This window comes from Methylocaldum gracile, assembly GCF_053646815.1.
Window position 1 is genome coordinate 4,059,288 of record NZ_CM132196.1, and the last position, 14,836, is coordinate 4,074,123.

15 protein-coding genes are annotated in these 14,836 nt (G+C 54.7%); 11 read left to right on the forward strand and 4 right to left on the reverse strand.

Annotated features, from left to right (window positions below; translation table 11 throughout):
* Window positions 1–62: 62 nt before the first annotated feature.
* The 11 genes from mobB to ACWJJK_RS18080 all read left to right on the forward strand — a co-directional run bounded on the left by mobB (window position 63) and on the right by ACWJJK_RS18080 (window position 10,541).
* Entirely contained in the window at window positions 63–602 is a 540-nt protein-coding gene (gene mobB, locus ACWJJK_RS18030) for a molybdopterin-guanine dinucleotide biosynthesis protein B (protein ID WP_086134981.1), read from the forward strand.
* Window positions 589–1,848 (forward strand): molybdopterin molybdotransferase MoeA, encoded by a 1,260-nt coding sequence (gene moeA / locus ACWJJK_RS18035; protein ID WP_454128338.1) that lies wholly within the window; start codon window positions 589–591, stop codon window positions 1,846–1,848. The genes mobB and moeA overlap by 14 nt, the downstream gene beginning before the upstream one ends.
* Before the next feature lie 58 nt (window positions 1,849–1,906).
* Entirely contained in the window at window positions 1,907–2,905 is a 999-nt protein-coding gene (gene galE / locus ACWJJK_RS18040) for a UDP-glucose 4-epimerase GalE (protein ID WP_156879640.1), read from the forward strand.
* A gap of 13 nt (window positions 2,906–2,918) precedes the next feature.
* The gene (rlmM, locus tag ACWJJK_RS18045; RefSeq protein ID WP_156879641.1) at window positions 2,919–3,998 is read left to right on the forward strand and encodes a 23S rRNA (cytidine(2498)-2'-O)-methyltransferase RlmM; all 1,080 of its coding nucleotides are present in this window, start codon (window positions 2,919–2,921) and stop codon (window positions 3,996–3,998) included.
* Window positions 3,999–4,128: 130 nt separating this feature from the next.
* Window positions 4,129–4,857 (forward strand): phosphate signaling complex protein PhoU, encoded by a 729-nt coding sequence (gene phoU, locus ACWJJK_RS18050; RefSeq protein WP_077730387.1) that lies wholly within the window; start codon window positions 4,129–4,131, stop codon window positions 4,855–4,857.
* Window positions 4,858–5,023: 166 nt separating this feature from the next.
* Window positions 5,024–7,324, forward strand: a complete 2,301-nt coding sequence (gene bamA, locus ACWJJK_RS18055; protein WP_077730386.1) for an outer membrane protein assembly factor BamA — start codon at window positions 5,024–5,026, stop codon at window positions 7,322–7,324.
* A gap of 170 nt (window positions 7,325–7,494) precedes the next feature.
* Complete coding sequence (locus ACWJJK_RS18060) at window positions 7,495–8,004, forward strand: OmpH family outer membrane protein (RefSeq protein WP_077730385.1); 510 nt, start codon at window positions 7,495–7,497, stop codon at window positions 8,002–8,004.
* Window positions 8,005–8,052: 48 nt separating this feature from the next.
* Window positions 8,053–8,493, forward strand: a complete 441-nt coding sequence (gene fabZ / locus ACWJJK_RS18065; protein WP_077730384.1) for a 3-hydroxyacyl-ACP dehydratase FabZ — start codon at window positions 8,053–8,055, stop codon at window positions 8,491–8,493.
* Window positions 8,490–9,260: an acyl-ACP--UDP-N-acetylglucosamine O-acyltransferase gene (lpxA, locus tag ACWJJK_RS18070; RefSeq protein WP_077730383.1), complete on the forward strand. Its 771-nt coding sequence runs from the start codon at window positions 8,490–8,492 to the stop codon at window positions 9,258–9,260. Before fabZ ends, lpxA begins: the two co-directional genes overlap by 4 nt.
* 35 nt (window positions 9,261–9,295) lie before the next feature.
* Window positions 9,296–9,871, forward strand: a complete 576-nt coding sequence (gene rnhB / locus ACWJJK_RS18075) for a ribonuclease HII (protein ID WP_156879642.1) — start codon at window positions 9,296–9,298, stop codon at window positions 9,869–9,871.
* Window positions 9,872–9,899: 28 nt separating this feature from the next.
* Window positions 9,900–10,541 (forward strand): MOSC domain-containing protein, encoded by a 642-nt coding sequence (locus tag ACWJJK_RS18080; protein WP_156879643.1) that lies wholly within the window; start codon window positions 9,900–9,902, stop codon window positions 10,539–10,541.
* A gap of 16 nt (window positions 10,542–10,557) precedes the next feature.
* Here the strand turns inward: ACWJJK_RS18080 and ACWJJK_RS18085 are convergent, their stop codons facing one another.
* From ACWJJK_RS18085 to ACWJJK_RS18100, 4 genes are all read right to left on the reverse strand, one after another.
* Window positions 10,558–11,853: a cation:proton antiporter domain-containing protein gene (locus ACWJJK_RS18085; protein ID WP_156879644.1), complete on the reverse strand. Its 1,296-nt coding sequence runs from the start codon at window positions 11,851–11,853 to the stop codon at window positions 10,558–10,560.
* Between the two features lie 29 nt (window positions 11,854–11,882).
* Window positions 11,883–12,665, reverse strand: coding sequence for a glycosyltransferase family 2 protein (locus ACWJJK_RS18090; RefSeq protein ID WP_077730380.1), 783 nt, complete (start codon window positions 12,663–12,665; stop codon window positions 11,883–11,885).
* Window positions 12,662–13,381, reverse strand: coding sequence for a 3-oxoacyl-ACP reductase FabG (gene fabG / locus ACWJJK_RS18095; protein WP_077730379.1), 720 nt, complete (start codon window positions 13,379–13,381; stop codon window positions 12,662–12,664). The genes ACWJJK_RS18090 and fabG overlap by 4 nt, the downstream gene beginning before the upstream one ends.
* 97 nt (window positions 13,382–13,478) lie before the next feature.
* Window positions 13,479–14,834, reverse strand: a complete 1,356-nt coding sequence (locus ACWJJK_RS18100; RefSeq protein ID WP_454128339.1) for an ISL3 family transposase — start codon at window positions 14,832–14,834, stop codon at window positions 13,479–13,481.
* Between the last annotated feature and the right edge of the window lie 2 nt (window positions 14,835–14,836).

A 14,836-nucleotide genomic window follows, 5' to 3' on the forward strand; every position in this document is an offset into this window, starting at 1 on the left:
GCCCGGCAAAATCGTCGACTTGCCTCTCATCTCATTTGCGATCCGTCTATCGCTCCATCTGAATGCTGAATTTCCGCAATGCGCAGGTGCCGATACTAGGCTTTGCAGCTTTCAGCGGCACCGGCAAGACCACGCTTTTAAAGAAGATCATCCCGCTGCTCCGATTGAACGAGCTTAGCGTCGGACTTATCAAGCACAGTCATCACAGCTTCGAAATAGATTATCCCGGCAAAGACAGCTACGAGTTGCGGAGGGCCGGAGCAAACCCGGTCATGCTGAGTTCGTCGCACCGCCGCGCCATCATCACGGAACACCGGGTAATCCGAGAACCGACGCTAGCCGAGGAACTGGCCTATTTCGACCAGACCGGCCTGGACCTGATCTTGGTGGAAGGATTCAAGCGAGAACGCTTCCCGAAAATCGAGTTGCACCGTCCTGCTCTCGGCAAACCTCTTTTGTTTCCCGCCGACGACACCATCATCGCGATCGCAACGGACGCCGAACCGGCGGTTGAGCCCAACATACCGAGACTCGATATCAACGATCCGGAACAAATTACCCGTTTCATTTACCAGGAATTTCTTGCCCATGCGCGAGTGTGATTGCTGCTCCGAGAAACAGTCGCAACCCTTGGCATTGGACGAAGTGCTGAATCGGATGCTCAATGCCATATCGCCCGCGGCGGGAATCGAACAGATCCCTTTGAAACAGGCGCTCGGCCGTATCTTGGCGGAAACGGTCTACGCATCGACCGACCTTCCTCCTTTTTCCAGCTCGGCTATGGATGGCTACGCGTTAAGAGCCGATGAAATCCAGGAAACACCCGTGCTTCGCGTCGTCGGTACCGCTTGGGCAGGCCAGCCTCATTCGGCTCCGATCTCGGCCGGGGAGTGCGTGCGGATTTTCACCGGCGCCGCGCTCCCGGAAGGCGCCGATGCCGTGATCATGCAGGAGCACGCGCACCGCGACGGGGATCGAATTCGAGTCACCGAAAAAACCAAGCCGGGCGAATGCATTCGGTCTCGCGGGGAAGAAATAAAATCCGGCGACCGGCTTCTTGACGAGGGACAACGTCTCGGCCCCGCCGAATTGGGACTATTGGCGTCGATCGGCAGTCCCTCGGTTTCCGTCCGCCGCAAACCGCGCGTCGCTTTTTTTTCCACCGGCGACGAGCTCCGCCCTATCACCGAACCGCTGGCATTCGGCGAAATTCATGACAGCAACCGTTATGTGCTGGATGCATTGTTAGCCGGGTTGGGGGTCGAAACGATCGATATGGGCGTGACGGGAGATAACAAGGAAGAAATCCAACGCGTTCTGCTGGAAGCATCGAACCAAGCCGATGCCGTCATCACCTCCGGTGGCGCCTCGGTGGGCGATGCCGATTTCATCACTGAAGTCGTAAAAGAAATCGGCCACATCGATTTCTGGAAAGTCGCCATCAAACCCGGAAAGCCCTTCGTTTTCGGCCGGATCAATTCGAGCTTTTTTTTCGGTTTGCCGGGAAATCCGGTATCCATGATGGTGACGTTTCAACAACTGGCTCGCCCCGCACTGCTGCGCCTGATGGGCGCATCGATCGTCGAACCCTTGCGGCTCCGGGCCGTTTGCACCAATCGTCTTCATAAACAGCCCGGGCGCCTGGAATTCCAGCGCGGCATTTATCGCCGCGACCCGAACGGCATCTTCACCGTGACTGGCCTGGGCGGTCAAAGCGCTTCACAGATGACCTCCATGAGTTCGGCCAACTGCTTCATCGTTCTTCCCGTCGAAAACGCGGGAATCGAAGCCGGCCAAACCGTGGACGTAGAACCTTTTCACGGCTTCCATCAAGCGATCGGATTCTGAGAAGCGCGCCGTTTACCATGATCACAAACCCCACCAATCCACCAACGAGGAGCACGATATGGAAAGAAAAGGCGTTTTAGTCACGGGCGGTGCCGGTTATATCGGCAGCCATGTGGTCAAACAATTGGGCGAAATGGGGGAACGCCTGGTGGTGCTCGACAATCTCTCCACCGGCTTCAAGGAAGCCGTGCTGTATGGCGATTTCGTCGAGGGCGATACGGGCGACACGAACTTGGTATCGCGAATTTTGCGCGACTACGAGGTCGACTCGGTACTTCACTTCGCCGCTCACACCATCGTTCCGGAGTCCGTATCCGATCCGCTGAAATATTACGGCAACAATACCTGCAAGACGCGCAATCTACTGGAATGTGCCCGCGATGCCGGCGTTAAACATTTCATTTTCTCTTCGACCGCCGCCGTATACGGCATTCCTAACGAACCCTACGCATCCGAGTCGTCGCCGACCGCACCGATCAACCCCTACGGCGCATCGAAGCTGATGAGCGAGTGGATGCTTCGGGACCTCTCGGCGGCAACGGACCTGAAACATGTCATCCTGCGGTATTTCAACGTGGCCGGTTCGGATCCGGAAGGCAGGATCGGCCAGTCGACCCGCAAAGCGACCTTGCTGATCAAGGTCGCGGCGGAAGTAGCCGTCGGCAAGCGGGAAAAATTATGCGTTTTCGGTACCGACTACCCGACCGAGGACGGCACCGGTGTGCGGGATTACATTCACGTCAGCGATCTCGCCGACGCTCATATTCAAGCCTTGACTTGTTTGCGCAAGGGTGGCGACTCGGCCACGCTGAATTGCGGCTACGGACACGGCTATAGCGTCCGAGAGGTCATCAACGCGGTGAATCGAGTGAACGGAAAGCCGATCACGGTGGAGGAAATGCCAAGGCGTCCCGGGGATCCGCCTCAGTTGGTGGCCGCGGTCGGAAAGATCCGGGAATTGCTCGACTGGAAACCGCGCTACGACGACCTGCCGTTCATCGTAAAGACGTCCCTGGACTGGGAAAAGAAACTTATCGAACATCCTTGGGGCAACTAGAAGCAGCTTGGGCTTGAATACCCTAGACACCGATATTCCCCGCTCCGTTCTACTCTATTGCCGCGGCGGATTTGAAAAGGAATGCGCCGCCGAAATTTTGGAGCGAACCGGCGAACTCGGGGTATCCGGCTATGTAAAGGCGAAGCCCGACAGCGGCTTCGTGGCATTCATACCGCATGCCACCGAAGCCGTTTCGCTACACGACAGAGGTCTTCGGCTCAAAGATCTAATCTTTGCACGGCAACTGGTTTTTGCGTTGGGTCCCTTTACCGAGCTTCCCGTCGCCGATCGCACGCAGCCCTTGCTGCAAGCGGCCCGGCACTTGGGAGACCGGTTTTCAGAGGCATTCCTCGAAACCGCGGACACCAACGAAGCAAAATCGCTCGCGGTCTTCTTGCGCAAATTCGCAGCACCCTTCGATCGCGCATTTAAAGACAGCGGATTGCTCGGCAGCCCATCAGATCCCCGCCTGCACCTCTTTTTTCTTAGCTCTATCGCCGCCTATGTCGGTATTTCGATACCCGGCAACTCTTGTCCCTGGTTAATGGGCATTCCCCGCCTGAAATTTCCCCGCGGTGCACCAAGCCGATCCACGCTCAAGCTGGAAGAAGCCTTTCTGACTTTTCTCGACGATCCGAAAGAGAGCCTTAGCCCCGGCATGACGGCGGTCGATCTCGGTGCAGCACCGGGCGGCTGGACTTTTCAGTTGGTCAAGCACCATATCAAAGTCACCGCGGTCGATAACGGAAAACTCGAACCCGCCTTGCTGGACACCGGTCTGGTGGAACACCTGCGGATGGACGCATTTCGTTATCGTCCTCCCAAGCCGGTAGACTGGCTGGTTTGCGACGTGGTGGAACAGCCTGCCAGAATCGCGGCCCTGATCGGCGAGTGGACTGCTCTGGGCTTATGCCGAAGAGCCATATTCAACCTGAAGCTGCCGATGAATAAGCGTTACGAAGAGGTCAAGCGCTGTCGCGAAATCATCGAAGCACGATTAGGAAGAACACTTAACGATTATTCTCTCGCGTTCAAGCAGCTCTACCATGATCGGGCCGAAATTACTGGCTACATTTCGCGGCATATCCGATGAAAACTGGATTTTCCCATTTGGCGCTTAGGGATGGCAGACCGTGGCGCACGAGCTTTCATGCACCGGAATGAGTTGATAGAATGCGGGACGGAGACATCTCCGCCGTCGATAACCCCGATCACCCAGCACGATGACCAATTTCTTCGATACCGACAACTTGCATCAGCATATTTCCAAGCAGTATGACCACGAGCTGCTGGACATCCGCAATCGGGTGCTCACCCTGGGCGGGCTGGTCGAGGAACAAGTCGAGTCGGCCGTAACCGCACTCGTGAATAACGATGTAGAGCTGGCCGAACGTGTCATCACCGACGACTACAAGGTTAATTCCCTGGAAGTTTCGATTGATGAGGAATGCACTCAAATCATCGCCCTACGCCAACCCACCGCCCGCGACTTGCGGTTAGTGGTAGCGGTCATCAAAACCATTACCGACCTCGAGCGGATCGGGGACGAAGCCAAGCGCATCGCCCGGCTGTCTATCGATCTTGCCAGCCATTATCCGAAGAAGAACCAGTTAACCGAGGTCGAGCAACTGGCGAAACATGTGCGCGGATTGCTTCGAGAGGCGTTGGACTCTTTCGCGCGCATGGACGTCGATGAGGCCTTGCGCGTCGTTCAGGAAGACAGGATGGTGGATCGGGAATACGAAAGCATCATGCGCCAGCAGATCACGTATATGATGGAAGATCCCCGAGCCATTCCGGTGTCGCTCGATATCATGTGGTCGGCCCGGTCGCTGGAGCGCATTGGTGACCGCTCCTGTAACATTTGCGAATACGTTATTTACTATGCCAAAGGCAAGAATATCCGGCACATCAGTATCGAGCAGGTGGAGAAAGACTTGCGGGAAGCCTGATGTCATCGCCTTGGACTTCAAGGATTTTGGATTCCCTTCCATCAGCGAAGATTGAACTCGCCAGGATCGTCATGGATTTGATCGCAAGCGTGTAATGGGCCATATCCATTAGATTTTCCGAGCTACTTATACCAACCATCCCCTGCGATCCCAACTCCCCTAATCCATGAACCGCTACAAACTAGCGAAATTGCTGTTGTTAGGGATTTTCTGTTCCTTCTCTGCCTGGGGGCTCGAACCGTTCGTGATCGAAGACATACGTGTCGAGGGGTTGCAGAGAGTTTCAGCCGGTACTGTGTTCAATTACCTCCCGGTCAAAGTCGGCGACCTTTTCGACCAGCGGCAGTCGGCGGAATCCATCAAAGCCTTGTTCAAGACGGGCTTCTTCAGGGATGTTCGACTGGAACAGGACGGAAACGTCTTGGTCGTCGTCGTCGACGAGCGTCCTTCCATCGCGAATGTGAAGATCGAAGGCAACAAGGACATCAGCACGGAAGACCTCACAAAAGCCTTAAAAGGCGTAGGACTTTCCGAAGGAAAAGTATTCGATCGCCAAATCCTCGATAAAGTCGAACAGGAACTCCGCCGACAGTATTACAGCCGCGGAAAATACGGGCTGAAAATCGATTCGGTTGTGACCGACCTTCCGCGCAACCGAGTCTCGGTCAACATCAAGATTTCCGAAGGTAAGGTCGCCAAGATCAAACAGATCAATATCGTCGGCAACAATACCTTTGACGATGAAGAGCTCCTGGAACAATTCGAGCTCAGCACGCCGAACCTGCTTTCGTTCTACACCAAGAACGACCAATACTCGAAGCAAAAACTCTCCGCCGACCTGGAGCGTTTGCGATCGTATTATTTGGACAGGGGCTACATCAACTTCGAAATCGAGTCCACCCAAGTTTCCATTACGCCCGACAAGAAAGAAATCTATATTACGATCAATGTCAAAGAGGGCGAGGTCTACTCGGTCAACGAAGTCAAACTGACAGGCAAACTGATCGTTCCGCCCGAAGAGTTGACACCACTGGTCAAGATCGGCCCGAGCGATACCTTCTCGCGCAAGCTGGCTACGGAAACCTCCAAGGCAATATCCGATCGCTTGGGCGATGAAGGGTATATATTTGCGAACGTCAACATGGTGCCCGACATCAATGAGGCGCAAAAAACCGTTTCGATTACCTTCTTCGTCGATCCCGGCAAACAGGTTTATGTTCGCCGCGTCAATTTTCACGGCAACACCAAGACACGGGACGAAGTACTGCGGCGCGAAATGCGCCAAATGGAGGCGGCTTGGGCTTCCACCAGCAAGATCGAGCGATCCAAAACCCGACTGGAGCGGCTGGGCTATTTCCAGGAGGTCAACGTCGAAACGCCGGCCGTCGCCGGAACCACCGACCAGATAGACGTCAATTACAATGTCGTGGAAAAACCGTCCGGTAACCTGATGGCGGGCGTCGGCTTTTCCCAGGCGCAAGGCATCATTTTTAATGCCAACATTACTCAGGACAATGTCTTCGGCACCGGCAAAAGGATCAATTTCACATTCAACAACAGCAGCGTCAATACGATTTATCGACTCGGTTATTTCAATCCGTACATGACCCTGGACGGCATCAGCAGCGGTTTCGATCTCAGCTACAGAAACACCGATGCGTCGCGAATGTACCTTGCTCGTTACAACACCGACGTCGCCTCCGCGGGGGCCAACCTCGGTATTCCGCTGAACGAATTCGACAGTCTGCGCTTCAACCTGGATCTTGAACACACGAAGCTCGATGCCGCATCCAGATCGTCGCAGGAGATTCTCGACTTTATCGAAGAAAACGGCGACAAGTACAACACCTTGACGATGGCGGCCGGCTGGGTTCACGACACCCTGAACCGAGCCATCTTTCCGACGAAGGGTGGATCCCAGCGCCTTTCAATACTGGCATCGGTGCCTATCAGCGACCTGAATTACTATAAAGCCAGCTATAAGCTTCAGCACTATTTCCCGATCGCGAAGGATCTGACCTTCATGCTGGAGGGTGAAATCGCTTATGGCGATGGTTACGGCGATACCGGAAGCCTGCCGTTTTTCGAACATTATTTCGCGGGAGGTCCTCAGTCTGTCCGGGGCTTTCGACCCAATACACTGGGTCCGCTCACCAAGCCCAACAACCAGGGGCTCGGCGGCAACCTCCCTTTCGGGGGATCGAGCAAATTGGTCGGCACCGCCGAACTCTTCTTCCCGGTGCCCTTCATGCAAGACAGCAAGAACCTCCGTCTGGGGACATTCATCGATGCCGGCAATGTTTTTGACGGTACCTATGATTTAGGTGAAATCCGCTACTCCGCGGGACTTTCGGCCAAGTGGCTGTCACCTTTCGGCGCTTTGGGTTTCAGTATCGCGCAACCTATAAACGCTAGTGGCAGAGACGATGTTCAAAACTTTCAGTTCTCGTTCGGCTCCGGATTCTGACGATCCCGCCACGGCACAAGACGATGTCGAGAGTCGCTGGGCGCTGAACAGTTCTTGTATAATCCGTGAGAGACAACTCGGCGAATTTCAATTCCAAGACTATTAAGCTTCAATATTTCTTCCATCAATAACCTTTCCATTAACCGAATTTTCGAAGTGAGACTTAGAACATGTTAAAGAAAAGCATTGGTTTTGCACTGCTTGGCTTATTGGCGAGCATGAGCCTTGAGGCCGCCGAACTCAAAATTGGATTTGTCAATGTCGCTCGGTTATTGGAAAAGGCACCGCAGGCGGAAAAAGCCAAGAAAGAGCTGGAACGGGAATTTGCACCGCGCGACAAGAAACTGGTTACCGAGCAGAAAGCGATCAAATCGATGGAAGAAAAACTCGCCAAGGATGCCGCGATAATGAGCGATTCCGAACGGCAAAAAATGGATAAAGAAATCATCAGCCGTAAGCGCGAAGCCAAGCGCTTGCAAGACGAGTTTCGAGAAGATTTTAATCTCCGCCGTAACGAAGAATTGACCCAATTGCAGAAAGAGATCTTCGAAGCCATTCAATCCCTGGCCAAGGACGAGAGCTTTGACCTCCTTTTGACGGATGGGGTGGTATTTGCCAGCGAAACGGTTGACGTGACCAGCAAGGTCGAGAAAAAACTCAGAGATAGCTATAAAAATTAATTCGGCTGAGCTGTAATCTCATCCATACCCGAAAAAGGAAAAGCGCCTTTGGATATTCAAAAAATAAAAGAGTATCTACCTCATCGATATCCTTTTCTTCTTGTGGACAGGGTTCTTGAGGTAGATCCCGGCAAGCGGCTCTTGGCTTTCAAGAATGTGACCTATAACGAACCTTTTTTTACTGGACATTTCCCGGAACTGCCCATCATGCCCGGGGTTTTGATTATCGAGGCGCTAGCTCAGACGACGGGTCTGCTTGCATCGGAAACCGCACCGGATGTCTTGGGAAAAGGGATGGTTTACTACCTTGTCGGCCTGGACAAGGTTCGTTTTAAGCGCCCGGTCGTTCCAGGCGACCGTCTGATGCTGGAAGCGACTTATCTGCGTCACAAGCGGAATATCTGGGCGTTTTCCTGCCGTGCCGAGGTCGACGGGGAATTCGTAGCCAGTGCGGAAATCATGTGTGCGGCGGCGGAGCAGGAGTCTTGATTCATCCCACAGCTATTATCGATCCTTCCTGTGAGCTAGCGAACGACGTCCGTGTAGGAGCCTACGCGATCATCGGACCCGATGTCCGAATCGACTCCGGCACCGAAATTGGTCCTCATGCGGTTATCAAAGGGCCGACCCGTATCGGAAAACATAACCGGATCTTTCAGTTCGCTTCCGTGGGGGAAGACCCACAAGACAAAAAGTATCATGGTGAAGTCACCTACCTCGATATCGGCGATCGCAACGTCATTCGCGAGTACGTCACGATTCATCGCGGCACTGTTCAAGATCAAGGAATTACCCGTATCGGTGATGACAATTTGCTGATGGCATACACCCATGTCGCTCATGACTGCGTCATAGGCAGCCATGTCATCATGGCCAATGCCGCTTCGCTCGCGGGCCATGTCCGCGTGGACGATTACGCCATATTGGGTGGCTTTTCGCTGGTACACCAATTTTGCAAGATCGGGCAACACAGCTTTTCCGCCATGGGCAGCGTCATTACGCGCGACATTCTGCCTTATGTCATGGTTGGTGGCTGCCCCACGAAACCCCACGGGATCAATACGGTGGGACTGGAGAGACAAGGTTTTAATCCCGAATCGATTCGGCAGATTCGCAAAGCCTATAAGACCGTGTACAAGTCCCGGCTAAAACTCGACGAGGCGATCCAGCAACTCGACGAGATGACAGCCGAAACGCCCGAGATTCAAAAAATGGTGGACTTCCTCAAGCAAACCGGCCGGAGCATCATCCGCTGATAGACGGCGGATAGGCTCGTTCGGAATCGAATGCCATGGCACTGATTGCCGGTTGCGACGAAGTGGGCCGCGGATGTATCGCCGGACCGGTAGTGGCGGCGGTGGTGATCATCGAAGATCGTTTTCACATCTCGGGGCTGGCCGATTCCAAAAAGCTGACGCCGCAGCGCCGCCAAGATCTGGCCGCAGCCATCAGGACCAAAGCTTTCGCTTGGGCAGTAGGCCGAGCCGAAGCAAGCGAAATCGATCGAATCAACATCCTCCAGGCGTCGCTCTTGGCGATGCGCCGGGCCTTTGACGCTCTACCGATAAAACCGGATTGGGCTATGGTGGACGGCAACCAATATCCGGCATTCCCTTGTCCGGGCGAAGCCATTATCGGTGGAGACGCCACCGTGCCGGCGATTTCTGCCGCATCGATACTGGCCAAGGTATTTCGGGACCGGGAAATGCAAATTCTCGACAGCCTGCATCCCGGCTACGACTTCGCCGTCCACAAAGGCTATCCCACGGCGGTCCATATCTCTCGCTTACGCGAATTGGGACCGACTCCGTGCCACAGACGATCTTTCGGGCCGGTAAGGCGAGCGAGCGTCCCGGGATCGGATTAGCATCAGTCCAACTTTCAACGAGGTGCCGATGGAACTCTTGGCAATCAGCCTAGCCGAGCCGAAACAGGTCGAACATGACGGCCGCCGGATTTTCACTGGCATTTACAAAGAGCCCACGAAGGGTCCGGTCAAAGCCGGCGCCTTCGGGCTAGAGGGCGATGTACAAGTCGATCTCAAGAACCATGGCGGCAAGGACAAAGCGATATATGTTTACACCGTAGAAAACTACCGCTTTTGGGAACGGGAATTGGAGAAGCCGTCCCTGCCTTTCGGGCAGTTCGGCGAAAACTTCACTGTCAGCGGAATGCCCGATGAATCCGTACACATCGGCGACGTCTTTCGAATCGGCAAGATTGTGGTTCAAGTCACCCAACCGCGCGTCCCTTGTTTCAAACTGGGGATCAAAATGGGCGATCCCTCGTTTGTAAATGTTTTTCTCAGCTCGGGCCGAACCGGATTTTATTTTCGAGTACTTGAGGAGGGCGAGGTGCGTTCCGGCGACACGATTGTTCGCCTCCAGGAGGATGAGGAGCGATTGAATATCAAGGATGCGATGCTCGCTATCGTAAAAGGACCGCGCCAACAAGAGATTATCGAGAAAGCCCTCCGGGTCGAGGCGCTGTCGCAGTCCTGGCGGGAAAGTTTGGAGAAGCGCCGCTCGCGGCCATAAAAAACCGGCTCACGGCTCACGCATCCCGCCCCGCCGGGATCGCGTGCCCGATGGACGGCAGCCATGCACGGAGCCCCGGCGCCGTCATGATCGTACTGGCGATCGCCATGAGCACCAGCATGGTGAAGACCTGAGGAGGAATCACGCCGAGCTCGAATCCTAAATTTACGACGACAAGCTCCATCAGCGCCCTCGTATTCATCATGATGGCGATGTTCCGCGCCTCCGGTCTCTTCAAGCCGGAAATCCGAGCCGCGACGTAACAGCCGCCGAATTTACCCAAAACCGCTAGAAAAACCAGCGCTGCGCACCAAAACCAGAGCTCAGCGGTTTCCAATCCTCCCACATCGGTACGCAGGCCGGTATACGTAAAGAAGATCGGCAGGAAAAACACCGTCACCAAATCCGCGACCTTATGCTTCCATGCCTCCACGAGTTCATGCTGATCATGCAACAGCACGCCCATCATGAATCCGCCGAAGATGGCAAAAATTCCGAGCTTGCTGGTCAACATGGCCGAAGTGAACACAATAACCAGGAGAATCGCCATCAGGTCTTGCGGCAACGCCTGATGATTGAATTCGAAACGACGTACGATGAACCGCAGAGCTTGCCGCACCACAGACCAGCACACAATGACGTAAAGCAGAAGCGAGCCGACCTGCGCCAACATGCCGATAATGGAAAAATGCGCGGTCACCGCAGCGGATATGAACGCCAGCAAAGTCCACCCGACCGCGTCATTGACGGCAGCCGACGAGATGGTGATTACCCCGATCCGCGTGCGCGTCAGATCGAACTCCATCATGATGCGCCCCAAAATAGGCACCGCCGTAATCGAAAACGCAGTGGCCATGAATAAGGCGTACGCCGACGCCGAAATTCCGGAGGCGAGATGGGGAGCGGACCCATAGCCGAATACCAGTCCGAGCGTGAATGGCGCCGCAATTCCCATCACGCTGATTAGGCCGACCGCCCGCTGGTTTTGTCGCGATTTGAGCTGTGAGAAATCGAATTCCAGACCGACTTGAAACATCAACATAATCAGTCCGATCTGACTCATAATGCTGATAGGCGTCGTGTCGGCAGTCCGAAATATCAGCTGGAACGTTTCCGGCGCGAGCACGCCGAATAGCGAAGGACCGAGCAAGAGCCCGGCGACGATCTCGCCCACGGCCCGAGGCTGGCCGACCCGCCTGGCCAAATAGCCCGCCACGCGCGCCGCAATAATGATGATTGCGACCTGTACCAGGGTAAAAAAGAGCACCTGCTCGGTCGTCTGAACACCACCCTGAACCGAATCGATCGCCATTATCCGATATTCCGCTTCCGTAAAATCCGCTACGAGCCACACTGCTCGCAGCTTATCGGGCGCATGGTCAAGCTGCGCCAAAGTCCCTTTAAATAAAGTCCTTTCGTGATCAGCTTCCACGCCACCATGCGCGTAATTCTGAGGATATCCGTCACCGGGCGGAAATGGCTGGGACGCGCATTAGCGCGATAAACGGTACTGACCCGCACCGGCATGGCATAAAACCCCATGCGAGCCCCCTCGATCAGAATTTCGCTCTCAAATACAAAACTCCTTTCTCGAGTACAGGACAATTTCACCGAGCGGATCAAATCGGCGGGATAAATCCGAAACCCCGATTGGCTATCCTCTATCGGTTGCCCGGAAGCCCAAGCGATCCAAAAATTGGCGAAACGGTTGGCGCGGTAGCGTGCCGACGGTATGGCTGCCCTATTCCACAGCCTGGATCCGATCACGATATGGTGCGGGAACCGATGCGCCGCCGAAAGCAGCCTGGGAATTTCAGCCGGATCATGTTGACCGTCGCCGTCCATCGTCATTACGGCAAGGATGCTTTCATCTCGCAATGCGTGCTGTAAGCCACGCCAAAGACTAGCCGCTTTGCCCTGATTCGTTTCGTTCCGGAGCAATTCGATATCGAGCCCGTCCAGTGTCGAGGAAGTCCCGTCGGTCGAGCCGTCGTCCACGACGATGATGCGCGGCACGTACCGAAGCGCTGCGCCCACGACCTCCCGGATGGTCGCCGCCTCATTGAACGCCGGAATCACCAGGGCATATGCCGCGTTTCTGCCGCCGGTCCGATCCGGATTCATGCCATGCCGCCATTGACGGAGAACACCTGCCCCGTAATATAGGACGCCTTGTCCGAGGCCAAAAAGCCGACCAGATGCGCCACCTCCTCTGGCGTTCCGGCGCGCTTCATGGGCACCAGTTGCTGGATCAATTCGGGATTGAAGGCTTCTGAAATCATCGGACTTTCGATAATTCCCGGCGCAACCACGTTCACCGAGATTCCGCGAGATGCAACTTCCAGAGCCAACGACTTGCAGGCACCTATCAATCCCGCTTTCGCGGCTGCGTAATTGGCCTGCCCCCGGTTCCCCATGAGTGCAGCTACCGACGAGACGCTTATAATGCGCCCCCACCGAGTTCGGATCATAGGCAGCAGCAAGGGCTGGGTGACATTGTAGAAACCGGTCAATGAAACCTCGAGAACGTTCCTCCACTGCTCCCTGCGCATACCCGCCAGCGGCGCGTCGTCATGGATGCCGGCATTATTCACCAAGACCTGGATAGGGCCGGCCTCCAAGAGCGTCTCCAAAGCCCGTTTAGCCGATTCGTCATCGGCAACGTCAAAGAAAACGGCTTCTGCCGATCCGCCTTGCGCCATGATGTCTTCGACCACGCGGCACGCTCCGTCGCGATTTCCAAAACCGTGCACCACCACATGCAGACCGTCAGCGGCCAATTGTCGAGCAACCGCCGCGCCGATGGCGCCGCTACCGCCGGTAATGAGTGCTCTTCTCATCGATCAAGCCGCCTCAGTCCAAAAGCACGGCCCAACCGAAATTCAGTCCGGTATAGGCTCATTTTTTCGGGTATCCGTAATACGCGGTTGAAAACGATCATAGCTCGCCTAATTCGATCATCCGTGTCAGTGTTGATATATCAACGCCATAGTTTTGAGGCTCTTGTGTTGATGCCTCCTCAGCCAATCTATCAGGCAAGTCATAACCTATGGCCTCATCTGGCGGTATGAGCGGTCGCCTTGATTTACTAGGTTTTCGCTCAAATTTCGGCCTATTGTTCTCGTATTTGAACGCGCCCTCGGCGAATAGGATCTTTGCCCTAAGAGCTTCAAAGCTATACCCCCGCCCAAGCCTGTCCGCTGATCGAATTAGATTGTTGAGTGATTCCGTGTAAGCGTTCGTTATGGGTTGATCGAAATAATTCAGGATGTACGGTTTCCAGTTCGACCAGGCGCGAATGAGATCAGAGAACGCTCTATAGGTCTCAGGCGTGATAGCTTGATACCAGGCTTCGTATTGATTTAGGGCCTGAGCCGAACCAACGGCTGTTTCGTAAATGCCATAGAACTCTTCCTTGAGCCTGTAGGCCGCACCGAGATCCGGGTAATTGACCGTCCAACCATCGAGCAGTAATCTCTCTCGATCATTCAGATCCCGCTCGCGCTTCAGCAATACAAACCGGTCATGCATTAGCCCACGGCGCTGCTTAGTGGTTAACTTTTCTCGCAGGGATTTCCTGATGCGCTCAACGGCATCATTCGCCATCCTGACAACATGAAACTTGTCGATAACGATGAGTGCGTCTGGAAGCACCAGCTGCACGGCGTCACGATATGGCGCCCACATGTCCATAGCCACGAACTGAACTCGCGCCTTATCCTGTAAGCCGTAGAGATAGTTCACGACCGTCTTTTTGTCGCGATTGGGCAGCAAGTCAACGATGGTGTTGCTGCGGATGTTCGCAATGACGCATCGCGGCTTGATGAGGTGGATTTCATCGATCCCCATCCATTTCGGCGTTTCAAAGCGGATCGTCTTCTCAGTGTCGGTTATGTAGTCCTTGAAGATCCCGCGTATCGTCCCTTCCGTGACTCCCACTTCGTCGGCAATGCTGGCAAACGTACGCTTAATCGCCTGCTTGCCGATCCACGCCACCAAGCGTTTCGTCATCGACCGCCGCTCGTTGACCTCGGGTAGAATCTCTGAAAAGGTCTTATTGCAGCTGCGGCACAGCATGCGCCGGGTATTGATATAGATTCCGACTCGACGACCGTGCATGGGTAGGTCTTTAACAACCTGCTCACGCCGACCAAACCCTACCAGGCTTGTAGATCCGCAACTAGGGCACGAGCCTGGCGGTGCTTTTACCTCCGCATTGATGTGGTAGTCGTGGTCATCATGATCCACGGATTTCACAGCGTATTGAGGCAAATTAAGTATGTTGGCTGGCATGT

Bases quoted from the DNA above. Each gene is read 5' to 3' on its own strand.
- mobB (WP_086134981.1), top strand. From the start codon at position 63: ATGCTGAATTTCCGCAATGCGCAGGTGCCGATACTAGGCTTTGCAGCT.
- moeA (WP_454128338.1), top strand. From the start codon at position 589: ATGCGCGAGTGTGATTGCTGCTCCGAGAAACAGTCGCAACCCTTGGCA.
- galE (WP_156879640.1), top strand. From the start codon at position 1,907: ATGGAAAGAAAAGGCGTTTTAGTCACGGGCGGTGCCGGTTATATCGGC.
- phoU (WP_077730387.1), top strand. From the start codon at position 4,129: ATGACCAATTTCTTCGATACCGACAACTTGCATCAGCATATTTCCAAG.
- bamA (WP_077730386.1), top strand. From the start codon at position 5,024: ATGAACCGCTACAAACTAGCGAAATTGCTGTTGTTAGGGATTTTCTGT.
- ACWJJK_RS18060 (WP_077730385.1), top strand. From the start codon at position 7,495: ATGTTAAAGAAAAGCATTGGTTTTGCACTGCTTGGCTTATTGGCGAGC.
- rnhB (WP_156879642.1), top strand. From the start codon at position 9,296: ATGGCACTGATTGCCGGTTGCGACGAAGTGGGCCGCGGATGTATCGCC.
- ACWJJK_RS18080 (WP_156879643.1), top strand. From the start codon at position 9,900: ATGGAACTCTTGGCAATCAGCCTAGCCGAGCCGAAACAGGTCGAACAT.
- ACWJJK_RS18085 (WP_156879644.1), bottom strand. From the start codon at position 11,853: ATGGCGATCGATTCGGTTCAGGGTGGTGTTCAGACGACCGAGCAGGTG.
- ACWJJK_RS18090 (WP_077730380.1), bottom strand. From the start codon at position 12,665: ATGAATCCGGATCGGACCGGCGGCAGAAACGCGGCATATGCCCTGGTG.
- fabG (WP_077730379.1), bottom strand. From the start codon at position 13,381: ATGAGAAGAGCACTCATTACCGGCGGTAGCGGCGCCATCGGCGCGGCG.
- ACWJJK_RS18100 (WP_454128339.1), bottom strand. From the start codon at position 14,834: ATGCCAGCCAACATACTTAATTTGCCTCAATACGCTGTGAAATCCGTG.